Annotated in this window: 19 protein-coding genes and 1 pseudogene; 13 read left to right on the top strand and 7 right to left on the bottom strand. The window is 69.2% G+C overall.

All coding sequences use genetic code 11. The annotated features are described in order from the left end of the window. Window positions 1–146: 146 nt before the first annotated feature. Together ACFVYK_RS31135 and ACFVYK_RS31130 are read left to right on the top strand one after the other, a co-directional pair. The gene (locus tag ACFVYK_RS31135; RefSeq protein WP_389779773.1) at window positions 147–698 is read left to right on the top strand and encodes a transposase; all 552 of its coding nucleotides are present in this window, start codon (window positions 147–149) and stop codon (window positions 696–698) included. After that, window positions 584–1,192 carry a transposase gene (locus ACFVYK_RS31130; protein ID WP_389779798.1) on the top strand — a complete coding sequence of 203 codons (609 nt, stop codon included), beginning with the start codon at window positions 584–586 and terminating at the stop codon, window positions 1,190–1,192. The genes ACFVYK_RS31135 and ACFVYK_RS31130 overlap by 115 nt, the downstream gene beginning before the upstream one ends. A 74-nt stretch (window positions 1,193–1,266) precedes the next feature. On the opposite strand, the gene ACFVYK_RS31125 is transcribed toward ACFVYK_RS31130, so the two are convergent. Further along, the gene (locus ACFVYK_RS31125) at window positions 1,267–2,178 is read right to left on the bottom strand and encodes a LysR family transcriptional regulator (protein WP_389779796.1); all 912 of its coding nucleotides are present in this window, start codon (window positions 2,176–2,178) and stop codon (window positions 1,267–1,269) included. A 182-nt stretch (window positions 2,179–2,360) separates the two neighbouring features. Here ACFVYK_RS31125 and ACFVYK_RS31120 point away from each other — a divergent pair. The 3 genes and pseudogenes from ACFVYK_RS31120 to ACFVYK_RS31110 form a co-directional block, all read left to right on the top strand. After that, window positions 2,361–2,903, top strand: a pseudogene (locus tag ACFVYK_RS31120) (DUF6817 domain-containing protein); the annotation flags it as partial. Continuing rightward, a complete protein-coding gene (locus ACFVYK_RS31115) occupies window positions 2,895–3,812 on the top strand; it encodes a ketopantoate reductase family protein (protein ID WP_389779794.1) in 918 nt (305 codons plus the stop codon). The pseudogene ACFVYK_RS31120 and the gene ACFVYK_RS31115, both read left to right, overlap by 9 nt. Before the next feature lie 158 nt (window positions 3,813–3,970). After that, window positions 3,971–4,510, top strand: coding sequence for an SRPBCC family protein (locus ACFVYK_RS31110; RefSeq protein ID WP_389779772.1), 540 nt, complete (start codon window positions 3,971–3,973; stop codon window positions 4,508–4,510). 369 nt (window positions 4,511–4,879) lie between these two features. Here the strand turns inward: ACFVYK_RS31110 and ACFVYK_RS31105 are convergent, their stop codons facing one another. Continuing rightward, complete coding sequence (locus tag ACFVYK_RS31105; RefSeq protein ID WP_389779771.1) at window positions 4,880–5,311, bottom strand: DUF6233 domain-containing protein; 432 nt, start codon at window positions 5,309–5,311, stop codon at window positions 4,880–4,882. A 123-nt stretch (window positions 5,312–5,434) separates the two neighbouring features. Between ACFVYK_RS31105 and ACFVYK_RS31100 the strand changes: the two genes are divergently transcribed. The 5 genes from ACFVYK_RS31100 to ACFVYK_RS31080 all read left to right on the top strand — a co-directional run bounded on the left by ACFVYK_RS31100 (window position 5,435) and on the right by ACFVYK_RS31080 (window position 10,190). Continuing rightward, window positions 5,435–6,403: a hypothetical protein gene (locus ACFVYK_RS31100; RefSeq protein ID WP_389779792.1), complete on the top strand. Its 969-nt coding sequence runs from the start codon at window positions 5,435–5,437 to the stop codon at window positions 6,401–6,403. Between the two features lie 561 nt (window positions 6,404–6,964). Further along, window positions 6,965–7,186 (top strand): hypothetical protein, encoded by a 222-nt coding sequence (locus tag ACFVYK_RS31095; RefSeq protein ID WP_389779770.1) that lies wholly within the window; start codon window positions 6,965–6,967, stop codon window positions 7,184–7,186. Further along, a complete protein-coding gene (locus ACFVYK_RS31090) occupies window positions 7,186–8,070 on the top strand; it encodes an XRE family transcriptional regulator (protein WP_389779768.1) in 885 nt (294 codons plus the stop codon). The genes ACFVYK_RS31095 and ACFVYK_RS31090 overlap by 1 nt, the downstream gene beginning before the upstream one ends. A gap of 11 nt (window positions 8,071–8,081) precedes the next feature. Continuing rightward, window positions 8,082–8,909, top strand: coding sequence for a hypothetical protein (locus tag ACFVYK_RS31085; RefSeq protein ID WP_389779767.1), 828 nt, complete (start codon window positions 8,082–8,084; stop codon window positions 8,907–8,909). A 306-nt stretch (window positions 8,910–9,215) separates the two neighbouring features. Continuing rightward, complete coding sequence (locus ACFVYK_RS31080; protein ID WP_389779765.1) at window positions 9,216–10,190, top strand: endonuclease/exonuclease/phosphatase family protein; 975 nt, start codon at window positions 9,216–9,218, stop codon at window positions 10,188–10,190. Between the two features lie 268 nt (window positions 10,191–10,458). Here the strand turns inward: ACFVYK_RS31080 and ACFVYK_RS31075 are convergent, their stop codons facing one another. Then, the gene (locus ACFVYK_RS31075) at window positions 10,459–10,704 is read right to left on the bottom strand and encodes a DUF3761 domain-containing protein (RefSeq protein WP_389779763.1); all 246 of its coding nucleotides are present in this window, start codon (window positions 10,702–10,704) and stop codon (window positions 10,459–10,461) included. A gap of 507 nt (window positions 10,705–11,211) precedes the next feature. Between ACFVYK_RS31075 and ACFVYK_RS31070 the strand changes: the two genes are divergently transcribed. Next, on the top strand, window positions 11,212–11,448 hold the full coding sequence (locus ACFVYK_RS31070) for a hypothetical protein (protein ID WP_389779762.1): 237 nt from the start codon (window positions 11,212–11,214) through the stop codon (window positions 11,446–11,448). Window positions 11,449–11,640: 192 nt separating this feature from the next. On the opposite strand, the gene ACFVYK_RS31065 is transcribed toward ACFVYK_RS31070, so the two are convergent. From ACFVYK_RS31065 to ACFVYK_RS31050, 4 genes are all read right to left on the bottom strand, one after another. Beyond that, window positions 11,641–13,713, bottom strand: coding sequence for a hypothetical protein (locus ACFVYK_RS31065; RefSeq protein ID WP_389779760.1), 2,073 nt, complete (start codon window positions 13,711–13,713; stop codon window positions 11,641–11,643). Between the two features lie 40 nt (window positions 13,714–13,753). Next, window positions 13,754–15,760 carry a hypothetical protein gene (locus tag ACFVYK_RS31060; RefSeq protein WP_389779758.1) on the bottom strand — a complete coding sequence of 669 codons (2,007 nt, stop codon included), beginning with the start codon at window positions 15,758–15,760 and terminating at the stop codon, window positions 13,754–13,756. After that, window positions 15,757–16,455, bottom strand: a complete 699-nt coding sequence (locus ACFVYK_RS31055; RefSeq protein ID WP_389779756.1) for a hypothetical protein — start codon at window positions 16,453–16,455, stop codon at window positions 15,757–15,759. Before ACFVYK_RS31055 ends, ACFVYK_RS31060 begins: the two co-directional genes overlap by 4 nt. 184 nt (window positions 16,456–16,639) lie before the next feature. Continuing rightward, window positions 16,640–19,162, bottom strand: coding sequence for a Helicase associated domain protein (locus tag ACFVYK_RS31050; RefSeq protein ID WP_389779755.1), 2,523 nt, complete (start codon window positions 19,160–19,162; stop codon window positions 16,640–16,642). Window positions 19,163–19,513: 351 nt separating this feature from the next. Between ACFVYK_RS31050 and ACFVYK_RS31045 the strand changes: the two genes are divergently transcribed. Both ACFVYK_RS31045 and ACFVYK_RS31040 read left to right on the top strand, forming a co-directional pair. Further along, on the top strand, window positions 19,514–19,756 hold the full coding sequence (locus ACFVYK_RS31045; protein ID WP_389779753.1) for a hypothetical protein: 243 nt from the start codon (window positions 19,514–19,516) through the stop codon (window positions 19,754–19,756). 186 nt (window positions 19,757–19,942) lie between these two features. Further along, entirely contained in the window at window positions 19,943–20,245 is a 303-nt protein-coding gene (locus ACFVYK_RS31040) for a hypothetical protein (RefSeq protein ID WP_389779751.1), read from the top strand. Window positions 20,246–20,405: the final 160 nt, after the last annotated feature.

The following is a 20,405-nucleotide window of genomic DNA, read 5'->3' as shown; positions in this document are numbered from 1 at the left end:
GCTGTCTGATCGCCAAGTGCTGCCCGAAACCATCGTTACTGACTTCGGCTCGTCAGGGTGATATTTCCTGAAGTCCCTGCTGGGCTTGGGGTAGTGGCTGTATTCCGTGGTGTGTGAGGTATGCGGATGGGGGCGGGCTGACTCCTGTGGGACGTCAGCGCCGGGAGACGGTACGGATGCAGGCGGCTGAGCTGTTCGAACAGAAGATCAAGCCGCTGGAGGTCGCACGGCGCCTGCGGGTGAGCCCGAAGTCGGCCTACCAGTGGCACCAGTTGTGGCGGGACGGCGGCGTGCAGGCTCTGGCCTCCCGTGGCCCGAGCGGATCGCGATGCCGCCTGTGTCCGCGCTGTCTGCAGAAGCTGGCCGCGTACCTCGATGAGGGACCTGCCGCGCACGGCTGGGTGGAGGACCAGGTGTGGACCGCGGCGCGGGTGGCCACGCTGATCGGCAGGAAGTTCCACGTCTCCTACAGCGTCTCCGGCGCGACAAGGCTGATGCACCGGCTCGGCTTCAGCCCGCAGGTCCCCACGCGGCCGTTCGCCGAGCGCGACGAGCAGGCCGTCACCGTCTGGAAGGAGGCGACCTGGGCGGAGGGAAAAGAGCCCGGGCGGCCCGCGGAGGCTACATCTGCTTCGAGGACGAGGCAGGCTTCACCCGCCGGCCGCCCAAAGGACGCACCTGGGGCCGACGCGGAGTGACTCCGCAAGTGACGGTGAGCGGAAGACGTTCGGGACGGCTCTTCGTGGCCGGGCTGATCGCCATGCGGCCCGGCTCCCGGACCCGGCTGTGCCACCGTTTGCGCACCCACCCCTCGGGCAAGGGCAACCGCCGCAGCATGGGAGAACGCGACTTCATCGCGCTCATCGACGGCACTCACCAGCTGGTCAAAGCACCGATCGTGCTGGTGTGGGACCGCTTGAACACCCATGTCTCCCACGCCATGCGTGACCTGATCGCCGAGCGTGCATGGCTGACCGTGTTCCTGCTGCCCGCCTACTCGCCCGACCTCAACCCCGTCGAGTGGGTGTGGGCGCACGTCAAGGGCAGCCTGGCCAACCTCGCCGTGGTCGCCCTCGACCGGCTCGAGGCCCTCGTCCGCAGCCGGCTCAAACGACTTCAGTACCGGCCTGACACTCTCGACGGCTTCATAGCGGGCACCGGCCTGACCCTCGACGATCCAACATCACCCTAATGCGCCGAAGTCAGTAAACGTTGCTCGCTCTCGCTTACGAAACCATCGCTTGATGTCGCGCAGGGAGGGTCACGTCACCGGGTCCTGCTCCCGGGAGGCTGCGTCGCGCAGTGGTGGGCGACAGTGTCGGCGAAGGTGCGGGCCAGGGGTGATAGGGCGTCCCAGCGGCGCACGGCCCACCCTGCAGTAAGGGCAGGGAGGGCGGGGATGGGGACAAGGCGCAGGTCGGAGTGGCCGGGGCCGCGCCACCGGGGGAGCGTGGGAACGATGGCATGGCCCAGCCCCAGTTCGGCCAGGAGGACCGCGGTGTCCCAGTCGGCGACGCTGGTGTCGAAGACGGGGCGTACACCGGATTCCCCAAGCCAGGAGTCGAGCTGCGAGCGGGAGGTGGAGTTCTCGGGGAGCCCGATGAGCCGCGCGTCTTGCAGGTCTGCGGGTTCGATGAAGGGTTTGTCGGCCAGCGGATCGTCGGCGGTCACAGCAAGCACCCAGGGAAGTTCGACAACCGGGCGCTGCTCGATACCGCGGACCGGGGGCCCGAGGGTGATCCAGGCGAGGTCGAGTCCGTCGGTGGCGAGTGCGTCGAAGCAGCTGCGGCTGGAGGTCTCAGTCTGGAACTCCAGGCTGGCCTGGGGGAAGCGCTGACGGAAGTCGACGATCGCGGCCGACATGAAGTGCCGGACGGTGGTGGCTCCTGTGGTGATCCGCACCGCACCGTTGTCTCCTCGTGCGAGTTCGTCGAGGCGACGCAAGGCGTGGTCGATGCTGCCGAGCCCATTGATGACCGCGGAGTGCAGGACGTGCCCAGCCTGGGTCGGTATGACCCCACGCGGTTGCCGCTCGAACAGACTGAGTCCCAGTTCCCGCTCGAGCCTTTTCACATGCTGGCTGACCGCCGACTGTGTGCACATCAGGTCGCGGGCAGCGGCACTCAGTGAGCCGGCCTGGCACACGGCGGCAAAGACGCGAAGATCATCAAGAGTCACAGCCACCCAAGGTATCGCTTGGGTATAGACAAGCAAATACGAGGATTGACTTGGATTTACGCCATGCTTGATCATCAGTGCAGGGCCACGGGCGGCAACCCGCCCTGACTTCGCAACGATCCGGACGTGAGGCGAAGGCACGGCGGGTGCCGACCCGCCACGCGCCGAAAGGAACCACCGCCATGTCCACCCCGCCCGCCGCCACGGCTCGGGCCACCGCCCTGCTGCGCCGGCTCGGCGCCGCGAACATCGAGCACCCCGGCGGCACCCTCCTCGCCCATCTGCAACGGGTCCAGCAGCAGCTCGCCGCCTGGGGCGCCCGCCCTGCCCTGCAACTCGCGGGCCTGTGCCACGCCTTCTACAGCACCGACGGATTCGCCACCGCACTGCTACCCCTCGACCGCCGCGGAGAGCTGGCCACGGTGATCGGCGCCGAAGCCGAAGCACTGGTGCACTTCTACGCCAGTTGCGACCGGATCGCCTCCTACCCGACGTTGGGCGATCCCGACCCCGCGTTCCGCGATCGGTTCACCGGCCGAACCCTCGCCCCGGACCTCGGGCTGCGGCAAGACTTCACCGAGCTGTCCGCCGCCAACGAACTCGACATCGCCCGAGTCGACCCCGCATTCCGCGAGCGCTGGGGGCCTGACCTCCTCGTCCTCTTCACCCGCCTCCGATTGCTGCTGAGTCCGCCCGCCTGGAAGGACTGCCACACAGTGCTCACCACCCCATCCTCCACCGCCGTCGACACCCCGCGCCGATCCACCGTGACGGTCCTGGGCCCCGGAGGCGTCGGCGGCCTGCTCGCCGCGCTGCTGTCTCGCGCCGGCCACCGGGTCGTCTGCCTGTCCGGCGAGACAACCGCGCAGGCACTCCGCCAGAACGGCCTGCGCGTGCGCAGCCGGCAATTCGGCGACTTCACCGCCAAGGTGGAGGCGGACACCATGCTGCACGAACCGGTCGACCTGTGTCTGGTGACCGTCAAGCACATTGCCCTGGGTGCAGCGTTGGAGCGGGTCCCGCCCGCCATGCTTGAAAACGGCCTCGTGGTGCCCCTACTCAATGGCCTTGAGCATCCCGAAGCTCTGCGCCGACGTTACGGTGTCAACCGGGTTGCGCCCGGGGTCATCCGGGTCGAGTCGACCCGCGTCTCACCGGGCATCATCGAACACGGCAGCCCCTTCACCGAGATCGATCTGACCGGACCGGCACAACGGCTGGAGGACCTGGCTGCCATGTTGCAAGCCGCCGGGGTAAAGGCTCGGGTGGCCGAGGACGAGACCGCCCTGCTCTGGGCCAAACTGGCCTTCCTCGCGCCCTTCGCACTGCTCACGACGCGATACGGGCTCACCATGGGCGGCGTCAGGACCGAGCGTCGGCAGGAACTGGTAGCGCTCGTCGAGGAGACCGCCGCTGTCAGTCGGGCCTGCGGCGCCCCCGCCGACCCCGCGAAGGCTCTGGCGCTGTACGACGCCTTCCCGGCCGGAGCGAAGTCCTCGATGCAACGCGACGCGGAGGCGGGGCGTCAGCTGGAACTGGATGCCATCGGCGGGGCACTGCTGCGGGCTGCTCGTCGACACAACGTCGCCGTACCCATCGTCACTCGGTTGGTGACCGAGCTGGCCACCGATTGAGAAGGGCAGGAGAGCCCTCTGACTTGCCGAAGCACCCCGGGCGCCGGCGCCAGCACTCGACTGAAAGCCGGCGCGCTGACCGACAGTTGCCCGACTTCACCGGACTTCCTGCCATGTCCGCAATGGTGTGGCGAGCACCCCAGGATCACGGAGACGAGATGCGATACGCGGATATGCCTGGCGCTCAATGTGAGACCTTCGTTGCTGCGGCTACATCGGCCGTATGGGAGATCGCGATCGACATTCAAGCCCCAGCCCGTTGGAGTCGTGAACTGCACCGCACGGAATGGCTCGATGACGCGACGGCTCCCGCGCTGGGGGCTCGCTTCGCAGGCCATAACCAGCATCCCGTGATCGGTGCCTGGCGCACGGTTTCCCAGATCACCGAACTCGACCCAGAGCGGGCTTTCGCGTGGCGCGTCCTCGATGCGGACGGCCGCTTCGGGAAGGCAACGCTGAGCCTTGCGGAGCCAATGGCAACATGGCGCTTCACGCTCACGCCTGACGCAGGAGGCACCTTGCTTCGGCAAACTGTGCGAATCGGCCCCGGACGCTCAGGGCTGAGCGCTGCCATCGACCGGATGCCTGACAAGGAAGAGTATCTCGTGGCCCTCCGTCTCGGTGAGCTGCGCGAAGCCATGCACGCCACGCTGGACGGAATTAAGGCGGCGGCAGAGCAGCGGCAGCGGAGCGACTGAGCTCGGCCCTCTTCCCGTCCCGAGGTGGCTGGCTCTTGGCCCTCGACGAGGAGAGCGTGTCCGAATGCATGACGCTCCCGAGTTCTGGTCTCCCCGGATCCCGCCCGCCGCCGAGATGCCCCAGGAACGAGGCGTAGTGGCCGCGCCATTCGGTCATGCCGCCCTTGACGTGCACGTAGAACGCGAGCGCGGCGCTGCCGTGGTCACCGGCGCTGTCACTTCGTAGCATCGCCGGTCACGGATCAGAGCCCAAATGACGTTGACGCCTCGGCGGACGAGGGCGAGCACGGCTTGGACGTGGTTTTGCGCTGGCATGCCGCGCAGGGGCCGACCTGGTTTCCCAGGCAGACGAACGTCGATGGGTCAGGGTCAGGGTCGGTGACCGGGGGCGGGGGATTGCTCATCGTGCTGGTGTCCTTGCGGCGGGGAAGGGGTGCAGGGGGCTGGGGTGGGGCCGCGAGATAAGTCGATGACGTTCAGGCGGGTGTCGGGCCGGCAGTGGGTGCAGGCGCGCAGGCTGTCGGCCAGGAGGCGGCGGGCCTCGTCGTGGTCGACGGGTCGGCGTCGCTTGCCCGCCGCGTAGCAGTCCCCGGCGTGCACCTGCACGGGAGGGCGGCCGGCGCCGATGCCGAGCTCCACCGTCCACTCCGGCCGCGGGGGCCGGCGCGCCCGCCCCTGCTCGATCTCCGTCTGGCGCTGCCGCACAGCGTCAATCTTCGCGTCGATGCGGGCCAGCCACATGACGTGCCACACCCGCAGCGTGTGCAGGCACTCCAGATCCGGCGGCAGGTCATCGAACACGTTTCCGATTTTACGCCCAAGATCGACCTTTCGCTGTCGCGTGTTCGATTGTATGTTCGATAACGTGAGGGTTGGGAGGTGACCCTCGTGACGACACGAAGGCCAGCAGGTCAAAGCACGGTGATGCATGTCCGCTGCCCGGACCGCCTACCGGAGGACACCTACCGCCAAGTCCTGGAGGAGATGGCGGAACTGTCCCCCATCGTGCAGGCGCTGCCGCCGACCGCCGCTCTGATGGAGCTCAAAGGCGCCCTGCGCTATCACGACACGGACGCCCGTCGGCTGGGCGAGGTGCTGCGTGTGCGCACCCTGACCCGCCTCGGCGTCGACCTGCGCATCGGTGTCGGCCCTTCCATCACCGTCGCCGCCACCGCCTCCGCCCAGGTCGGCGCGCCCGGCGGCGTCCTCGCTATCGCACCCGATCACGTGGCCGACTGGCTGGGCCCGCTGCCGGTCGACGCCCTGCACGGCATCGGCCTCCGCCAGGCCGCAGCGCTGCACGACTACGGCGTCCACACCATCGGCCTGCTCGCCGCCATCCTCACCGAGACGACCCAGCGCCTGCTGGGCGGCCGGGCCGGCCGCGCCGCCGCTGACCGTGCCCGCGGCATCGACCCCCGCCTCGTCACCCCCCGCACCCTCCCCGCCGCCGCAACCGTGCGCCACGCATTTCCCCGCCACGCCCTGGACGGCGCTGACGTGCGCAGCGCCCTCCTCGACCTCGTCGTACAGCTCGGACACCTCCTGCGCCGACGCGGGCAGGCCGCCCGCGGCCTGACGCTGGTGCTGAAGTTCGCCGGCGGCACCTCCTGGGAGAAGACCCGCCGACTCGCCGAACCGTCCGGGCACGACGACGACCTGCGCACCCTGGCCTACCGGCTGATGGACGCCGCCGGCCTGCAGCGCGGCCGCCTCACCGGGCTGGCGCTGAAGGGGGAGGACCTGATCGACGCCGGCCAGGTCGCCGAGCAGATCAGCCTCGACGACACGCGAGAGGCCCGGCTCGTGGCCGAGGCAGCCATCGATCGCGTCCGCGACAAGTTCGGCCCCCGCGTCATCGGCCCCGCGGCCGCCTTCCGGCGCGCTTCGTGAGCGACTTGCCTGCTGGCTGTCCGCGCCGTGCAGGGCGAGAGGTCAGGTGTTGAGGGCGGGGAAGGCTCGGTGGCTGGGGTCCGGGAAGTCGGCAGCGCCTCGGAAGAGCGACGCAGGCTCGTCAAGGCGGGATGGGCTTCGCCGGGCCGTCGGCGAAGGGACCGCGAAGGCGCCGACGAGCAGCAAGCCCGCGGCCGCCCTGAGCATGCTCAGCACAAGAGGGATTTCGTGCGGCCCCCTCTTGGGTTGTTCTTCAGCACAGGGGGCCGCACGGAGTGCGGCGTCGAGTGGCGCCTAGGTCTTCCATGATGGCGGACACGGTGCTGTCGGTGGGCAGAAGTGACGTATCCGCCCCAAAGTGCTGAACCTGCAGGTGTGTCGTTTTCGTGTGGGGGGTGGCGGGAGGTAGCGCGGTGTGGCGTAGCAGTTCATTGTTCCGTAACCGTGTGATCGCGTGGCGTGGCAGGCCGCGGCGGGGCCATGCTGGCGGTCCTTCCTGACGGCGCTTCAGCACCGCTGCGGGGAGGCTTCTGTCGCTTTCACCCACAGAAACCGAGTGCAATGTCGAGTAAGAAGGTGGTGACCGCTGCCGTGCTGGCGGCGGTCCTCACGTGGAGCACGGTCATGATCATGATGGGGCACGCGACCGCCGCCGCGGTCCTGCTGCCCTCTCTGGGCCTGCTCGTCCAGCAGATCGTCCAGGCCCTCACCGCGCCCGACGGCCCAGCTCGCTCTTCCGACCCCGGTGATGCCGGCAGGGACGGCCAGGAGGGGGCCCGGTGATGCCGCTCCCGGGGCCGGCTCAGCCGCCGCCGCTGCACAGCACGGCCAAACGCGGCCGACCGCCGGCCCCGATCTCCCCCAACGCGGGCCCCTCCCACCGCGCCTGGCTCGAGCCCGTCCGCAGCGCCCAGTTCGCCAGCGGCCTGACGTTAGACGATCTCGTCGTGCGCTCCGGCTACTCCAAAACCCGCATCAGCGAACTCCTGCGCGGCAACGGCTACTACCCCCCATGGGAGATCACCTTCAGCGTCACCCACGCGCTGGGCCTGCCTACCCGCCCCCTGCGCCGTCTGTGGGCCATAGCTGCCCGAGAAGCCGGCAAGGGCGACGACTGGATCAAGCACATAGAGCAAGTCGCCCACCCCGGAGAGGAACCCCCTCTGCCCTACCAGGCGTTCACCGAGGACGTGCGCGGCGTCTACACCGACTACGCCCGCGCCTTCCTCCTCACCGACCCACGAGCCCAGTGGGTCGTCTGCGAGGCCCTCGACATCCTCTGGGTCCGCTGGAACCAGGCCACCACCAGCGAGAACCTCCACCGCTACGCCTGGCGCCTCCTGCGCGCCCGCGTCATGGCCCGCGCACCCCGCCACCGCGACGGACACCCCGACCTGCGCGCCGCCGTGTTCTCCACCCGCGAAGCCCACGACCACTCCGCGGCCCCCGGGTACCTCGTCGTCCTCACCGAACTCATCGACCTCTTCGACGCCATCACCCGCCTGCCCGACGACCACATGGACGTCGCCGTCCTGCAGTACCTGTGCGACACCCCCCACCACACCATCGCCCACATCCTCGGCATCGCCCCCGCCCTCACCCACGCCGTCGACCACCACGCCCGCGCCACCGTCGAAGCCCTCCTCACCACCCCGACCCCGGAGTGACCCCGCCCGCCATGACAGCCATCGAGCAACTCCTCGCCCGCGCCCGCCTCCACCCCCGCCCCGACGTCCCCTCCGACACCGTCCCCTACGAAGACACCCCCTACCCGGCCGAACACCCCGACGCGCACCACCCCCCACGCCCCCACTCACACCACAAGGCCGCAGCCGGCCACCTGACAACGCTGTGCGAGACCGCCCTCGCCACCGTCACCCCCACATCCCTCACCTTCCTCACCGACCAGATGCCCGACCTGCACTCCGCCTGGCTCCTCGGCTGCGCCCTCCACGTCGCCGACATATCCCAGGGCGCCCGCTTCTGGTGGCAGTACGCCGCCGGCGACGGACACGCACCCGCCTGCTATTCCCTGTCCCTCTACCACCAGTCCCGCGGCGAACAGCACGCCGCCGACTTCTACCGACGACAAGCACACCCGCACACGCCAGCGCGGGACACCGACACCCTCACCGTCGCCGGCACCTGCCCGCCCCACCAGATCAGCTTCGACGCCAGCCTGCCCACCGTCCTGCACACCCTCACCCGACTCTGCGACGGGCCCGGCAGCCGACCCGTCCGACGCCACCGCATCGAGGCACTGACCAACTACGTCGCCGAGACCGTCACGCGCCACTACACCCGCCACCCCGGCATCGAGATCCCCGTACCAGAACCACGCTTCGCCGACCGCGTCACCTGGCTCCTGACCGCCACCCTGCCGTGGAAGAGGCGAACCAGACCGCCCAAACACTCCGAACCGGGCCTACCCGCCCGCCGAACACAACCGCCCTCAAGCTACGGGCAGACACCATCGGCCACCAGGACCTGCCCATCGGCGACCTGACGAGTCGCAGACCTGCAGCAGCACCTTCCCTGGCCATACCCTGGACGGCCCCGAAGTGGGCAGCACCCTCCTCGACCTCGTCGTTCAGCTCTGACACCTGCTGCGCCGGCGCGGTCTGGCCGCTCGAGGCCTGACGCTGATGATGAAGTTCGCCGGCGGCGCCCCATGGGGAGAAGACTGCCTGCATGCTGCACCGCGGCGCACTGGGCAGCACTTCAGGCTCGGTGGCCACCTCATTGGCCTATTGCCTGGTGCCTCGAGTCGTCCGACTCTCGGTGCATGGGCAGCTGTGGCGGGGAGGCCGATGTGTCGACGGAGCCTGATGTCCTGGCACCGCCACCGGGGGTCGTCGCGCGGCTTGCGCGTTGGGAGAAGGCCCTCGACGCGCTGGTGCCGCCGAAGCATGGGGCGGCCCTGCGGATCGCGACCTGGAATGTGCGGGCGTTGTCCGGTCTGACCAAGGCCTGGGAGAGCGTCGAGGGCGCGTCTCCGAAGCGGAACTTCACCGATGTGCATCTGATCGCTGCGGTGATGCGTCGGTTCGATGTGGTTGCGGTGCAGGAGGTGCGCGGAAACCTGCGGGCCCTGCGGCATCTGATGAAGGCGCTGGGGGAGGACTGGGCGTTCATCCTCACCGACGTCACCGAAGGCAGGGAGGGCAACGACGAGCGGTTGGCGTTCGTGTTCGATAGCCGGCGGGTCAAACCGTCCGGGCTGGCCTGCGAGCTGGTGGTCCCCATCGAGAAGGAGGCCGGTCTGGCGGCGGGAGGGCTGGGGCGTCAGTTCGCCCGCACCCCGTACGCGGTCAGCTTCCTCTCACGCGGCCAGACGTTCACCCTGGTCACGCTCCATGTCCTCTACGGCAAAGACGCCGCCGATCGGGTCCCGGAACTGCAGGCGATCGCCACCTGGCTGGCAGGCTGGGCGGAGCGCGAGTTCGGCTGGGACCACAACCTCATCGCGCTCGGAGACTTCAACATCGACCGCGCCGACGACCCGCTGTTCAAGGCCTTCACCTCCACCGGCCTGGTCCCCGCCCCGCAACTGGCGGGACTTCCGCGGACCGTCTTCGACGACATCGGCAAAGAGCACTTCTACGACCAGATCGCCTGGTTCACGAAAGGCCAAAAACGCCGACCGGTCCTGACCATGGAGCCCGTGGCCGGCGGGCACGTCGACTTCGTGCCCGCACTGCGAGGCGATCTCACCCTGACCGAACTGTCGTGGCACATCTCCGACCACTACCCGATGTGGGTCGAATTCACGATCCCCGACCCCTGACCCGGACAGTGGCTGGGAGCCGGGCCGGACACAAAGATGCTTCTTATACGGGCTGGCCCGTCTCAGTCAGCCAATGCGTCTGCCCGATCAGGCGCGGGGTGGCAGGGGCTGATCCGGCGGGCCTGCGCGCACAGCCGCGCCCAGCCGATGGTCGTCACGAGCGTTCCGCAGCCGCCTCACCGCATGCCCCCCAGCTTGGGCAAGCGGCCGGGCGGTGGGGACGCTGTCTACGGCTGGCTGTCCCAGTGCCGGTGCTGGTCTGGGTGGTTCAGCGGTACCAGTACTTGACGCCTCGGTGGTGGGAGCACGTGCCGCGGAAGTGGGCGCTGTAGGAGTAGGTGCCGTCTTTGCATTTGGCCGTCGCGCCGCGCGGGTGGGAGGAGTTCGCCTTACACACGCCGGTGGTGTGCCGGGCGCACGAGGCGGCAGCGGCGTCGGTGGCAGCGGCCATCGGCGCCAGCAGGGCACCTGCCATGAGGACTGCAGTCACGGCGCTGCGCACGGTGCTCAGCATGAAGCTCTCCTTCGGTCGAGACGATGCGATCATGGCCGTCGGCCGGTTGCCTGGTGGGCACTCTGGCCCTGCGGTGACCTGGGTGTGACAGTCGCGACCGAACGGTCGCGGCATGTTCGACCGAGGCGAACGTGCGGACGGCGCGGTGCGACCATGTGCGACCTGTCGGCGGCCTATGCAAGTCCCTCGGTGGATGGACGGAGCAAGGACATGATTGACCGTGATGGCCTCGCCGGTCTGATTCGCTTGATGCCGCCACCGGCCGGAGCGGGAGCGATGGTGCACTGGGGGGCCGCGCAAAGAGCATGGGGGCTCGTGTTCCCCTCAGACTTCAAGGGGTTCGTCGCGCACTACGGTGATGGCCTGTCGGATATGGATCTCAGTGTGTTGATTCCTTCAACCGTGACTCCTGAGACCTGTGACGAGCCTGAAGCCCCGAAGGCGGCATGGGGTTCATCACTGCGGACGCGCGAGCTACGTGGATAGACACCGAACCCAACGGAATCGATGCAGCAGTCGGGGATAGTGGTCTGGGGAGCGGATGGCAGTGCTGACCTGTACTGCTGGCTCACTCACGGCGAACCCGAGGACTGGCCGGTGGTGCTCTTCAGTCACGGCGACGACACCTGGACACGCTTTGATTGCGGCATGACGGAGTTCCTGCGCAGGGTATTGAGCGCAGATCGACGGGCCGAGGCCTTGCAGGATTCTGCACTGTGGGGCGCGGGCTCGCGCAGGCTCTGAAGTTGCTTGGTCTGCCTCATCTGGTGGGTCGGCGGTAGCAGATGAGGGTACAGACGATGCTTGAAAGCCGATCACTTCCTGGCCTTCACCACACGCCATCATCACCACCGTCCTCCCGCCTTCGACCCGCCCTAGACCTGACCCGGTCCCGGCCGCTCGAGGCGTCAACAGGGTGACCGGTTCGAGGAAGGGTCAGGTGGTGACGCGGGGCATACGTAGTGCGGACGGGGTCGGGCGCCCGATCGGCAGGATGCCGACCACGATGAGCCGGGGTACCTCGGTGGCGCTGCGCGCGTGGTGGATGATCCAGACGCTGTCCTCGATGCTCCGGTAGCCGCTGGTGTGGCCGCTGTCGTCCCCGACCAGGAGCAGGCCGAAGGGAGGGCCGGTGGCGGTGTAGTTGGCGGCCTGTGCGAGGTAGCTCTTCTCGATGCGTTCGCGGGTCCATCTGGTGTCGCGGCGTTTGACCTCGGCGACGAAGCGGCTGCCGGGTTCGGGGGTGTAGGTGACGTCGGTGCGTCCGCTGGCGACGTCGATGAGTTCGCGCTGCACGGTGCCCGGGGTGAGTGTGCCGGCGAGGTGCTGGTGGAGGTCGTCCTGGACGTGCTTCTCGTCCCAGTGGTCGGAGCTGCCGTCGGGCTTCTTGTCGGGGCAGGGGCCGAGGTAGGCGGTACGGGCGCCGTAGTAGTCGGCCTGGGCGTCGAACCGGTCGTAGAGGAACCGCAGGAACTGCTCCAGCAGGGTGGTGAAGTAGGAGCTGTCGCGCTGCGTCCAGGCGGGGCTGGTGGCCAGCTCCCCGAGCAGGGATTCCAGGTGGGCGTCGAAGCGGGCGTTGCCGGTGGGGGTGTAGCCCTTGGACTGCTGCTGCAAGAGCTGTTCGACCTGATCCAGGAGCTGCGGGTCGAGGTCGTCACGCAGGCCCGAGGCGTCAGCCTGGAAGAGCCCGGCGAGCGTGGGGCGGCCCTCCAGGGCTTTTCCCGGCATCACCTGCCCGGTCGACGACGGTGCCCACCGCTGGGCCTGGACGACCTCGTACAGCGCCCGCGCGTCGGGGGAGCTGGTGAACTGCGGGTCGGTGGCGAGGGCCTGTTCGAGGTGGTGCAGCAGGCCGTCGCTGCGTACGAACGCGGCCTCCACCGGTGGGCTCACCAGTGCCGTCAGGCCGCCGGATTCGTCGGCCCGGGTGGTGTGGATGCTGCGGCTGGCGACGTAGACGTCCAGCAGGTCGCCGAGGGTGCCGGCCGGGTCGTACCAGCTGGGTTGGTCCAGGTGGGTGCGGGCGGTCTGGAGCGAGGTGACGAGCCGGGACCAGGCGCTCTGCGCAAGTCCGCGGGCGCTGAGCCAGTCCAGCCGGTGCATACCGCGGGTCCACTCGGTCAGCAGAACGGTCGTGGCATCCAGTTGGGCGGCGGCCTGGGCCAGGCGCTGCTCGGCGGGTGCGGCTGTCGCGGGCTGCTGGTCGAGTTCACCGAAGGCGAGGACCGCATCGACGGCGGCGGCGTGGGCGCGGGCGTCGAGTCGGGCCTCGTGGGTGCGGTCGAGGTCCTTGAACCGCATCAGGGCCCGGCGTAGATGGTCTTCGACGGCCGAGCGGTCGGATGCCTCCAGCGCCCTGCGCATATCCGCGACGGCCAGTTCGAAGGTGGCGTCGGCCCGGGTGCCCGCAGGGAGATCGGTCTGGTTCTCCAGTGTGCTCAGGACATCGAGCAGGGCGTCGTCGCCGAAGTGGTCGTGGGCGACGCCGACCAGGATCGGCAGGCGCTCCAGGGCCTCGGACGGCTCGTCCCCGGTGATCTCGGCGAGCAACGCCATGAGGCGGTGCGGGGTGGACGTCTGCGCGACGGCCAGGCGCAGCAGTCCGGCGACGGCCGGCTGGGCGAGAGCGGCATCGGCGTCGCCGGCGAGCGCGGCCTCCACGTGTGCGGCAAGATCCCGCACGGTGCGGGTGCCGAGGCGGGTGGCGAGCGCCGGGTGGGCGCACACCACGTCGATTGCATCGGTTAGGACCCAGGCGGCCTGGGGGTTCCGCAGCCCCTGGGCCGCGGCGTCAAGCAACCGCCGGGCCTGGTCACCGTCCACGGCGTCGAGGTCGCGGCCGAGTGCTGTGAGCAGATAGGGCAGGAGTGGACCGGCAGCGAGCTGGTCGGCCTCCGCGCTCACCGCCTCGGCACCGCCGAGGTCCGCGATCGAGGGCCCGGCGTCCAGCTCGTCGTCAGTCGCGTTGCTGGCCCAGGCCTGGAGCGTCTGGTCCACGCTTGGGGCCACGGTCCTCTCCTTGTCGCCGGCCGGTTCGCGAACGAGCAGCTTAGAACAGGTGTTCACCATCGCTGGTGATGAGGTGGTCCTTCGGCAGGGCGTCGACGAGCTCGGGCTGCGCCGTGGTGAGAACGACCTGCAGCTCGGGAAGTTCTGCGGCGATGGCCTGCAGCTCGGCGATCAGGGTGCGGGCTGGCACCTCGGTGACCTCTTCGGCGGCGACCGAGTCGATCAGAAGGAGGCCCGGGTGCGTGGCCACGCCACGGTCAGCACTCACACGCAGAAGCGCGATGACGGTCGCGATCCGCATGCGGAGCCGGTCGCCGCGGCTGAGCCTCTTGAACGTGGTCTTCACCCCGGCCTTGACGGCGTTGACCTTGCCAGCGCGGTCGAGTTTGACGCTGTCGAGGTTCTGGACGCCGAACCGTGTGGCGAGCTCGACGATCGCTTCGTTCATCACCGGGAACAGCTGCTTAGCCGCAGCGTCGACGGCCGCGCGGACAGCTTCCTCGGTGGCGGCCAGGACCTGGGCGGACACAGGGACCGGCGGAGCCGGAGGCGTCGATCCGGTCGCCTCGAGCCGTCCGCGGAGCTCGGCCGCCCGGATCTCCAGGTCACGCAGCCGGTCGTGGGCCTGCGAGGTGGCAAGTCCCTGCTCCAGGCCGGCCGCCGCCTCGCGATGGTCGGCCAGAGCGCTCTGCACCGCCTCCGCCGCCCCCAGCCGCCGGTCGGTTGCCTCTCTCTCGGCATCCTGGGCTCGCTCCAGGGTCTGCTCCAGCTCCGCCAGCAGCGCTTCAGCGGTCTCCGGGTCGACCTCGGGCAGCGGCCGCGTGCACACCGCACAGTTCGCCTGCTCACGCTCCTCGCTGCGCCGCCCATTGCCCAGCGGCTCCTCACACCGCGGACAGCACACCGGGTCCAGCCGTCCCAGGACTCGCCGGGCCTGCCACGTCTCCCGGGCATCCAGTAGCCCCTGCTCCGCGCGCATCCGGGCGGCGGACACCTCCGTGAGTGTCTGCTCGGCCTCCTCCAACAGCGCCCGCACACCGCGCAGCTCCGTCGCCGCCTGGTCGGCGGCCCGCAGGAGCGGGGAGATGTCTTGGGCAGCCGCCCGGCGCCACGCCTCGATCTGCCCAGTCACCTCGGCGAGTTCGGTCTGCCACGCCTCGCGCTCGGTCCGGCGGGCTTCCGCGTCCCCTTCCGCCCGGCGCTGCCCCTGAGTGATCGTCTTCTTCTCCCGCTTCCCGGCGACGGACAGCTGGGTGAGGGCCGTGCTGTACGGGATGTCGACGAACAGCTCCATGAGCCGCCCGGGCAGGCCACCGGCGACATCGCCGAGCAGGATCTCGTCCCCACCGGGATTGAGGTAGCAGGCCCCGAAGTACGACGCCCACCCGTGGACCTGCGGGGCCCCCTCGCCGTCGGCGCCGCCGGTCACCTGCCACAGGTTGGTGTGCTCCATACGCAGCGCGTCCAGGAAGAACTCACCAATACACCGGCTCACCTCCTCGTTGCCGGATGCTGTCGCCAGCAGACGAAGCGCTTCGTCGTCCGCGGCAAGCAGCTGGTCGACGGACTCCCCGGCGAGGATCCGGCCCCGCGACTGGGGGTGCGGCCGGTCATCGACGTCCAAGACGATGCGGATCGCCCGGCCAGCCACAGCGATGTCCACGCTCAGATGCCGCAGCCACGATCGGACATCGGGCGGCAGATCGCGCGGCCCGCCGCGCAACGGGAAAACGAGGAACTCCAGCAGGCTGGTCTTCCCGGCGCTGTTGTCCGGGTGGACGATCGCCCACACGCCTGGAGTGAAGGGCTGCTCCACGGTGAAGTCGTCGCCCGAGTGCTTCGTGCCGCTGGCGCGCAGCCGGATGATGCGCAGCCGCCGGTCGGCGGCAGTCGGGCTCTTCAGGGTGATGTTCGCCTCGGCCAGAGTCCGCTCAACCTGTACCGGCGTCAGCCCCAGCTTCTCCGCGACCTCCTTCAGGATGTCGCCAGCGCTCGGGGCGACGGTCAGGTCCTTCGCGTCGGAGCAGGCCGGGCCGGGCGCGGTCATGAAGCCTCCTGGTCAGTGTCGCCCGTGGCTCCCGGGCCTGGTGCCGCTTGAAGTTCACGCAGCCGCTCGCGGGCCTGCTCGGTGATGGGGCCGATGTGCTGGCCCCAGGGGGTGTCGGCGTAGTCCCGCAGCAGGTACTGCCGGTCCTTTAGCTGTGTGCCGCCGAGACCGTCGACCAGGTCCACGACCAGGCGGGTGCGCTCGACGTACCAGGCCAGCGCGGGCGCCTCGATGACCATCGACTGCGCCACCTCCCGGCCCCGCTCCAGCAGGAAGTAGATGTGCTCCACCACGCGCTCACGCCCGAGGACTTGCGTCTTGCGCAGCAACCCCCGTTCCACCAGCGGCGCGAGAGCGTCATCGAGCTCCTCGAAGGCGCCGTACTTGTAACGCAGCATCGGGAAGCGCCGCAGATCCGGTTCCTCCGACTCCAGAATCTCTGCGGCAAGCTCCAGCAGCCGAGGAACGTCCGGAGCGGCCACGTACTCGTTCATCAGCTCGTAGGCCAGGTAGTCCGGATTACGGACCCAGAAGTCGAGCTTCTGCAGCCGCACCTGGGTGTGGACCACCCCGACGGTCGCCGGCGGCACCGACTCGCCTTCGGCCGCCGACTTTGCGGCGGCGTCGATCAGCAACAGCAACCGCACCGAATCCTGCCAGCGAGTGGCCCGACGTGTTCCTGCGGATCCGACCATCACGCTCCTCTGGATCGGCACACACCCTAGGTCCTGAACAACATCCTGACAGTGTGTTGAGGTGAGTGGGGAGAAGTCGGCGCGAATCGGCGCACCACAGTCGCGCCGGTCGCCAGAGCCTGACCAGCGGGCTAACTGGTCCACGTCTTGATCGAGCAGACCGCGGTGACGAGGACGCCCACCATCAGGACCACCGCATCCCGATCGCGGACAGCTGCTCGATCCGCTCCGGCGTCAGGGTCGCGGCCCTGCTGCGCTGATTGCCGACCCAGGCGCCCAGCTTGTGTTCCCGCTCCTCCTGGTCCTCGCCGACGATCCGTTCGAGGTGCTTCCTGGGGACCTGAAGGTGCCCCTCACGCTCGTAGAACTGGCGGGCGGCCTCGTAGTTCAGCGCCCACTTGTCGGCCTGGGTACGGCGCGGCGGCGGCTTCTCGTCCTCGCTGGCGGGTGTGATCCCGAGGACTTGCTCGGACATCCACTGCTGCACGGTCGTGAGCTGATCCCACCCGAGCCGCACCGACTGCACCCACCGCCCCAGATCCTCGCCCTGGCGCAGAACTTCGCCCGCCTCGGTGGGCAGCGCCTCGCCCGTGTCCAGGTGCATCCGCACCAGATGGAAGCACCGCTGCCAGGTCACCGGCCAGGCCGGGCACCAGGACGCGTCGATCTCCTCCAGCTGCTCGCGCCGCTCGTCCGACAGCGCCCCGGCCGACGACTTCACCGGCAACCCCTCCGCACGATGCTGCTCGATCTCCTGGGCCTTCCGGGCGGCGGCACGCGCGTTCTTCAGAAAGATGCCCACCTTCGCGCCCTGGTAGGTGGCGTCCAGCGGGGCCAGGAGGTGGCCGTGTGCGGCGGCCCACCCGCGCGCGGCGGCCAGGCCCTCCTCCCAGGCGACGTCGAAGTGGGACCAGATCATGCCGAGCTTCTCCAGCTGGGCGACGCGGTCCTCGTCCATGTCCCCGCGGGCGTAGAACCTTCTGGCGTCGGCGGTCCATTGCCCGAGGGGGAATCCGGCGAGCGTGGCCGGCCAGCCCTCGCCTTCCGCCTCCTGGTCGTCCACGGCAGGCACGCGGTACGTGAACGGCACCTTCAAGTCGCCGTGCTCGCGGGCGTAGATGACGGCCGCCTCCACGCCGCGCCGCCAGTGCTCGTGTTCCGGGTTGAGGACCCGCAGGTTGATGAACGCGGCCAAGGCGGCCGGGTCGCGGGGCGTGGAGAACTTCAGCAGGGCCTTGGCAGGGGCGCTGACGCCTCCGGGGCCCTCGCCGCTCCCGCCCGTGCTCTTCCCGCTGCCGTCCTTGAGTACGGGCTTGTAGCGGCTCGGGGCCTGCTGCTCCGCGAGGCTCTCCACGATCCTGGCGTCGTGCGCCCGCAGGGCCTCCAGCAGCTTAGCCAGCCCGCCGAAGGCCCGGGAGGTGAGCATGTTGTCCGCCGTCTCGCCCGGCCCGAGCAGCACCGGCACCACGAGGGAAGCCACCTTGCCCTCGCCGGGCTGCATCCGCAGCGCCCGCCCCACGGCCTGGACCAGGTCCGGCATGGAGCCGCGCACATCTGCCCAGTACACGGAGTCGCAGTGCTTCGTGTCGACTCCCTCGCCCAGGACCTTCACGGAGCTCAGGAAGCACTTCTCCACGACCGTGCCGTCCGTGGCGATCCCTTCGGCGAACTCGCCCAGCAGACGCCGCCGGTGGAGCGGCTTGTGGTCCCCGCACAGCCAGTCCGCCCAGATCGTGGCCGGGTACAGCTCGGGGTCGGATGCGTGCAGTTGCGCGGCGACGTCGGGGAGGCCGGCTGCGAAGGCTTCGGCTTCCTTCACCATGTGGTGGAAGACCAGCGTGCGGCGGAAGCCCTCCTCGGCGGACGCCTTCACCAGGGCGGTCTGCAGAGCGGCGAGCCGCGCCCCGCGCACCTGGTCCGAGCGGCCTTCGGCTCCCAGGAGCTGCGCGGCTTGGAGCGCGGTGTCGGTGACGTCGACGCATACGACCTGGTAGGGGGCACAGATTCCCCTGTCGATGGCCTCCGACAGCGTCAAAGTGAAGGCCCTGCTGCCGAAGGGGCCCTCGGGGTCGTCGTCCATGCTCGCGACCAGCTCGCCGGGTGCGCCGGCCGCGTCCTCGTCCCCGAGCTGCCACAGCCGGGGCGTGGCCGTCATGTACAGACGGCGCAGGGACGGGATCTTCTGGTTGTCGTGAACGACCGCCCACGGCTTCCCGATCCGGCCAGAAACCCGGTGGGCTTCGTCCACGACGATCAGGTCCCAACCCGAAAGGCCGGCGGCATGCGCCCGCTCCAGCGTGCCCAGACCGAGACTGGCGTACGTGGCGTACACCGTGACCTTGTCCAGGCCCCGCGTCCACTCCACCAGCTCGTCCACGTCCGTGGTGTTGGGGAAGGACACCTCCTCGCCCCGCAGCGAGGACACCCCGATCATCGGCCCCCCTCGGCCGCCCTCACGCCACGCGGCCTCGGTCTGGGCGAGCAGGTCCAGCGAGGGAACGAGCACCAGCACACGGCCAGCGTGGAGCTCCTCCGCGCTGCGGACCGCCACCCGGGTCTTCCCGGACCCGGTCGCCATGATCACCTGGGTTCGAAGCCCCCGTTCGGGCACGAGTGATCTTGCAGGCAATTCAAGAGCACGCAGGACCGCATCAACGGCTTCTCGCTGGGCCGCCTCGCGCTGATCAGCGCGGTTTGTGGTCACCATGTCCGTCTGCCTCGTCCTGACCGCCGCCCAGTCGACTGGACGCAGCTGGAAACTGGAAACCTGCATGTGAATGAGCTACTGAGAGCCACGGTCGCACTGACGCGGCCGGTTGCTGATCTACCCCACCTTGGTACCGGCCAGGCCTTGGTCATGTGGCTCAGCGGCTTCACAGTGGGCTCCCCGTCAGGCTCATAGATTAACGGGTGCTGCTACTCAATTCCAGAGTCTATCCCGATATAAAAAATGAAGCACATGGACTGAGCAAGGCCCATTTAGCGCAGCTCCCATGTCGGGCTATGGTCTGGCAAACGTCGGCCACCCAGGCTCGACCGGCAAGGGAGGGGTCCCGACATGGGATGGCTGCAGAACTGGGGACACAAGCAGATACGGAAGGGTGCGATCGCCGCGCGGGAACGAGGTGACGCCACCTACGTCCACACCATGGCTGCTTCTGCCGAGCAGATCCAGCAGCGGTACATCACCGCGATCGAATCCGAAGGCTGGAAACTGACCAGCCGTCACGAGGACCCAGCCACTCCCCGCCAGCGCTGGGTGCTCACCTTCGAGCGCACAGACGCCGCCACCTCCTCGTAGCCGGCCGGGCCCGCGTCAACGGGCCCCTGCGGTTCTGGAGGCGCAGCCGAAGGACTCTCACCGCGGGGGAGCGCGCGGACCCGCCGGTAGAGTGCCCGGGGGGCCTCAACATCCGCGCTACGGTGCCTAGTAGCGTTATCTTGATCTTCGTTCCGAGGGTTTCGGGTGCGCGATACAGTGCGCGCCGTGAACATATCCAGCTGGTCCATCTGGATCGCTCTCGGTCTGGCAGTCCTGCAGGCCCTCTGGCTCGGTCCCGTCATCCGCCGACTGCGCGAATCGGACTCCACGACGCGTTCCAAGGCGCGCCTTGACCTGCTGGAGGTCATCGGCTCCCTGCTGCTCTTCAGCGGCCCACCGCTGAGCCTTGTAGTGGCGGAATCCTGGGCTTGGGTCGCCCCCTCCCTCGCCGGCTTCGTGCTCTTGTCTGCCGTCTACGCCGTTAAGGGTGTCTACCGGTTCCGAGCCCGTCGTCGCCCCGCGGCCTGATCCAAACGACACGACGAGCACCACCCTCCCGCCGTCCTGGCCGCAGCACGGCCTTCGTTGAGGGGCGGCGTGGAGGGTAGTCGACGGGTATGCAGAGACGGAATCGGTTAGCCGGGTGGTGGTCTCGGCGGTGGGTGCGTTGGATGGCCGTGGTGGCCGT

The organism is Streptomyces sp. NPDC058291, assembly GCF_042880855.1.
In the GTDB taxonomy this organism is placed as follows: Bacteria; Actinomycetota; Actinomycetes; order Streptomycetales; family Streptomycetaceae; genus Streptomyces.
The sequence above is the reverse complement of the archived record's forward strand: the minus strand, read 5'-3'. Positions and strand labels throughout refer to the sequence as shown.

Bases quoted from the DNA above. Each gene is read 5' to 3' on its own strand.
- ACFVYK_RS31055 (WP_389779756.1), bottom strand. From the start codon at position 16,455: ATGGTCGGATCCGCAGGAACACGTCGGGCCACTCGCTGGCAGGATTCG.
- ACFVYK_RS31045 (WP_389779753.1), top strand. From the start codon at position 19,514: ATGGGATGGCTGCAGAACTGGGGACACAAGCAGATACGGAAGGGTGCG.
- ACFVYK_RS31110 (WP_389779772.1), top strand. From the start codon at position 3,971: ATGCGATACGCGGATATGCCTGGCGCTCAATGTGAGACCTTCGTTGCT.
- ACFVYK_RS31050 (WP_389779755.1), bottom strand. From the start codon at position 19,162: ATGGTGACCACAAACCGCGCTGATCAGCGCGAGGCGGCCCAGCGAGAA.
- ACFVYK_RS31060 (WP_389779758.1), bottom strand. From the start codon at position 15,760: ATGACCGCGCCCGGCCCGGCCTGCTCCGACGCGAAGGACCTGACCGTC.
- ACFVYK_RS31100 (WP_389779792.1), top strand. From the start codon at position 5,435: ATGCATGTCCGCTGCCCGGACCGCCTACCGGAGGACACCTACCGCCAA.
- ACFVYK_RS31095 (WP_389779770.1), top strand. From the start codon at position 6,965: ATGTCGAGTAAGAAGGTGGTGACCGCTGCCGTGCTGGCGGCGGTCCTC.
- ACFVYK_RS31085 (WP_389779767.1), top strand. From the start codon at position 8,082: ATGACAGCCATCGAGCAACTCCTCGCCCGCGCCCGCCTCCACCCCCGC.
- ACFVYK_RS31090 (WP_389779768.1), top strand. From the start codon at position 7,186: ATGCCGCTCCCGGGGCCGGCTCAGCCGCCGCCGCTGCACAGCACGGCC.
- ACFVYK_RS31070 (WP_389779762.1), top strand. From the start codon at position 11,212: ATGCAGCAGTCGGGGATAGTGGTCTGGGGAGCGGATGGCAGTGCTGAC.
- ACFVYK_RS31075 (WP_389779763.1), bottom strand. From the start codon at position 10,704: ATGCTGAGCACCGTGCGCAGCGCCGTGACTGCAGTCCTCATGGCAGGT.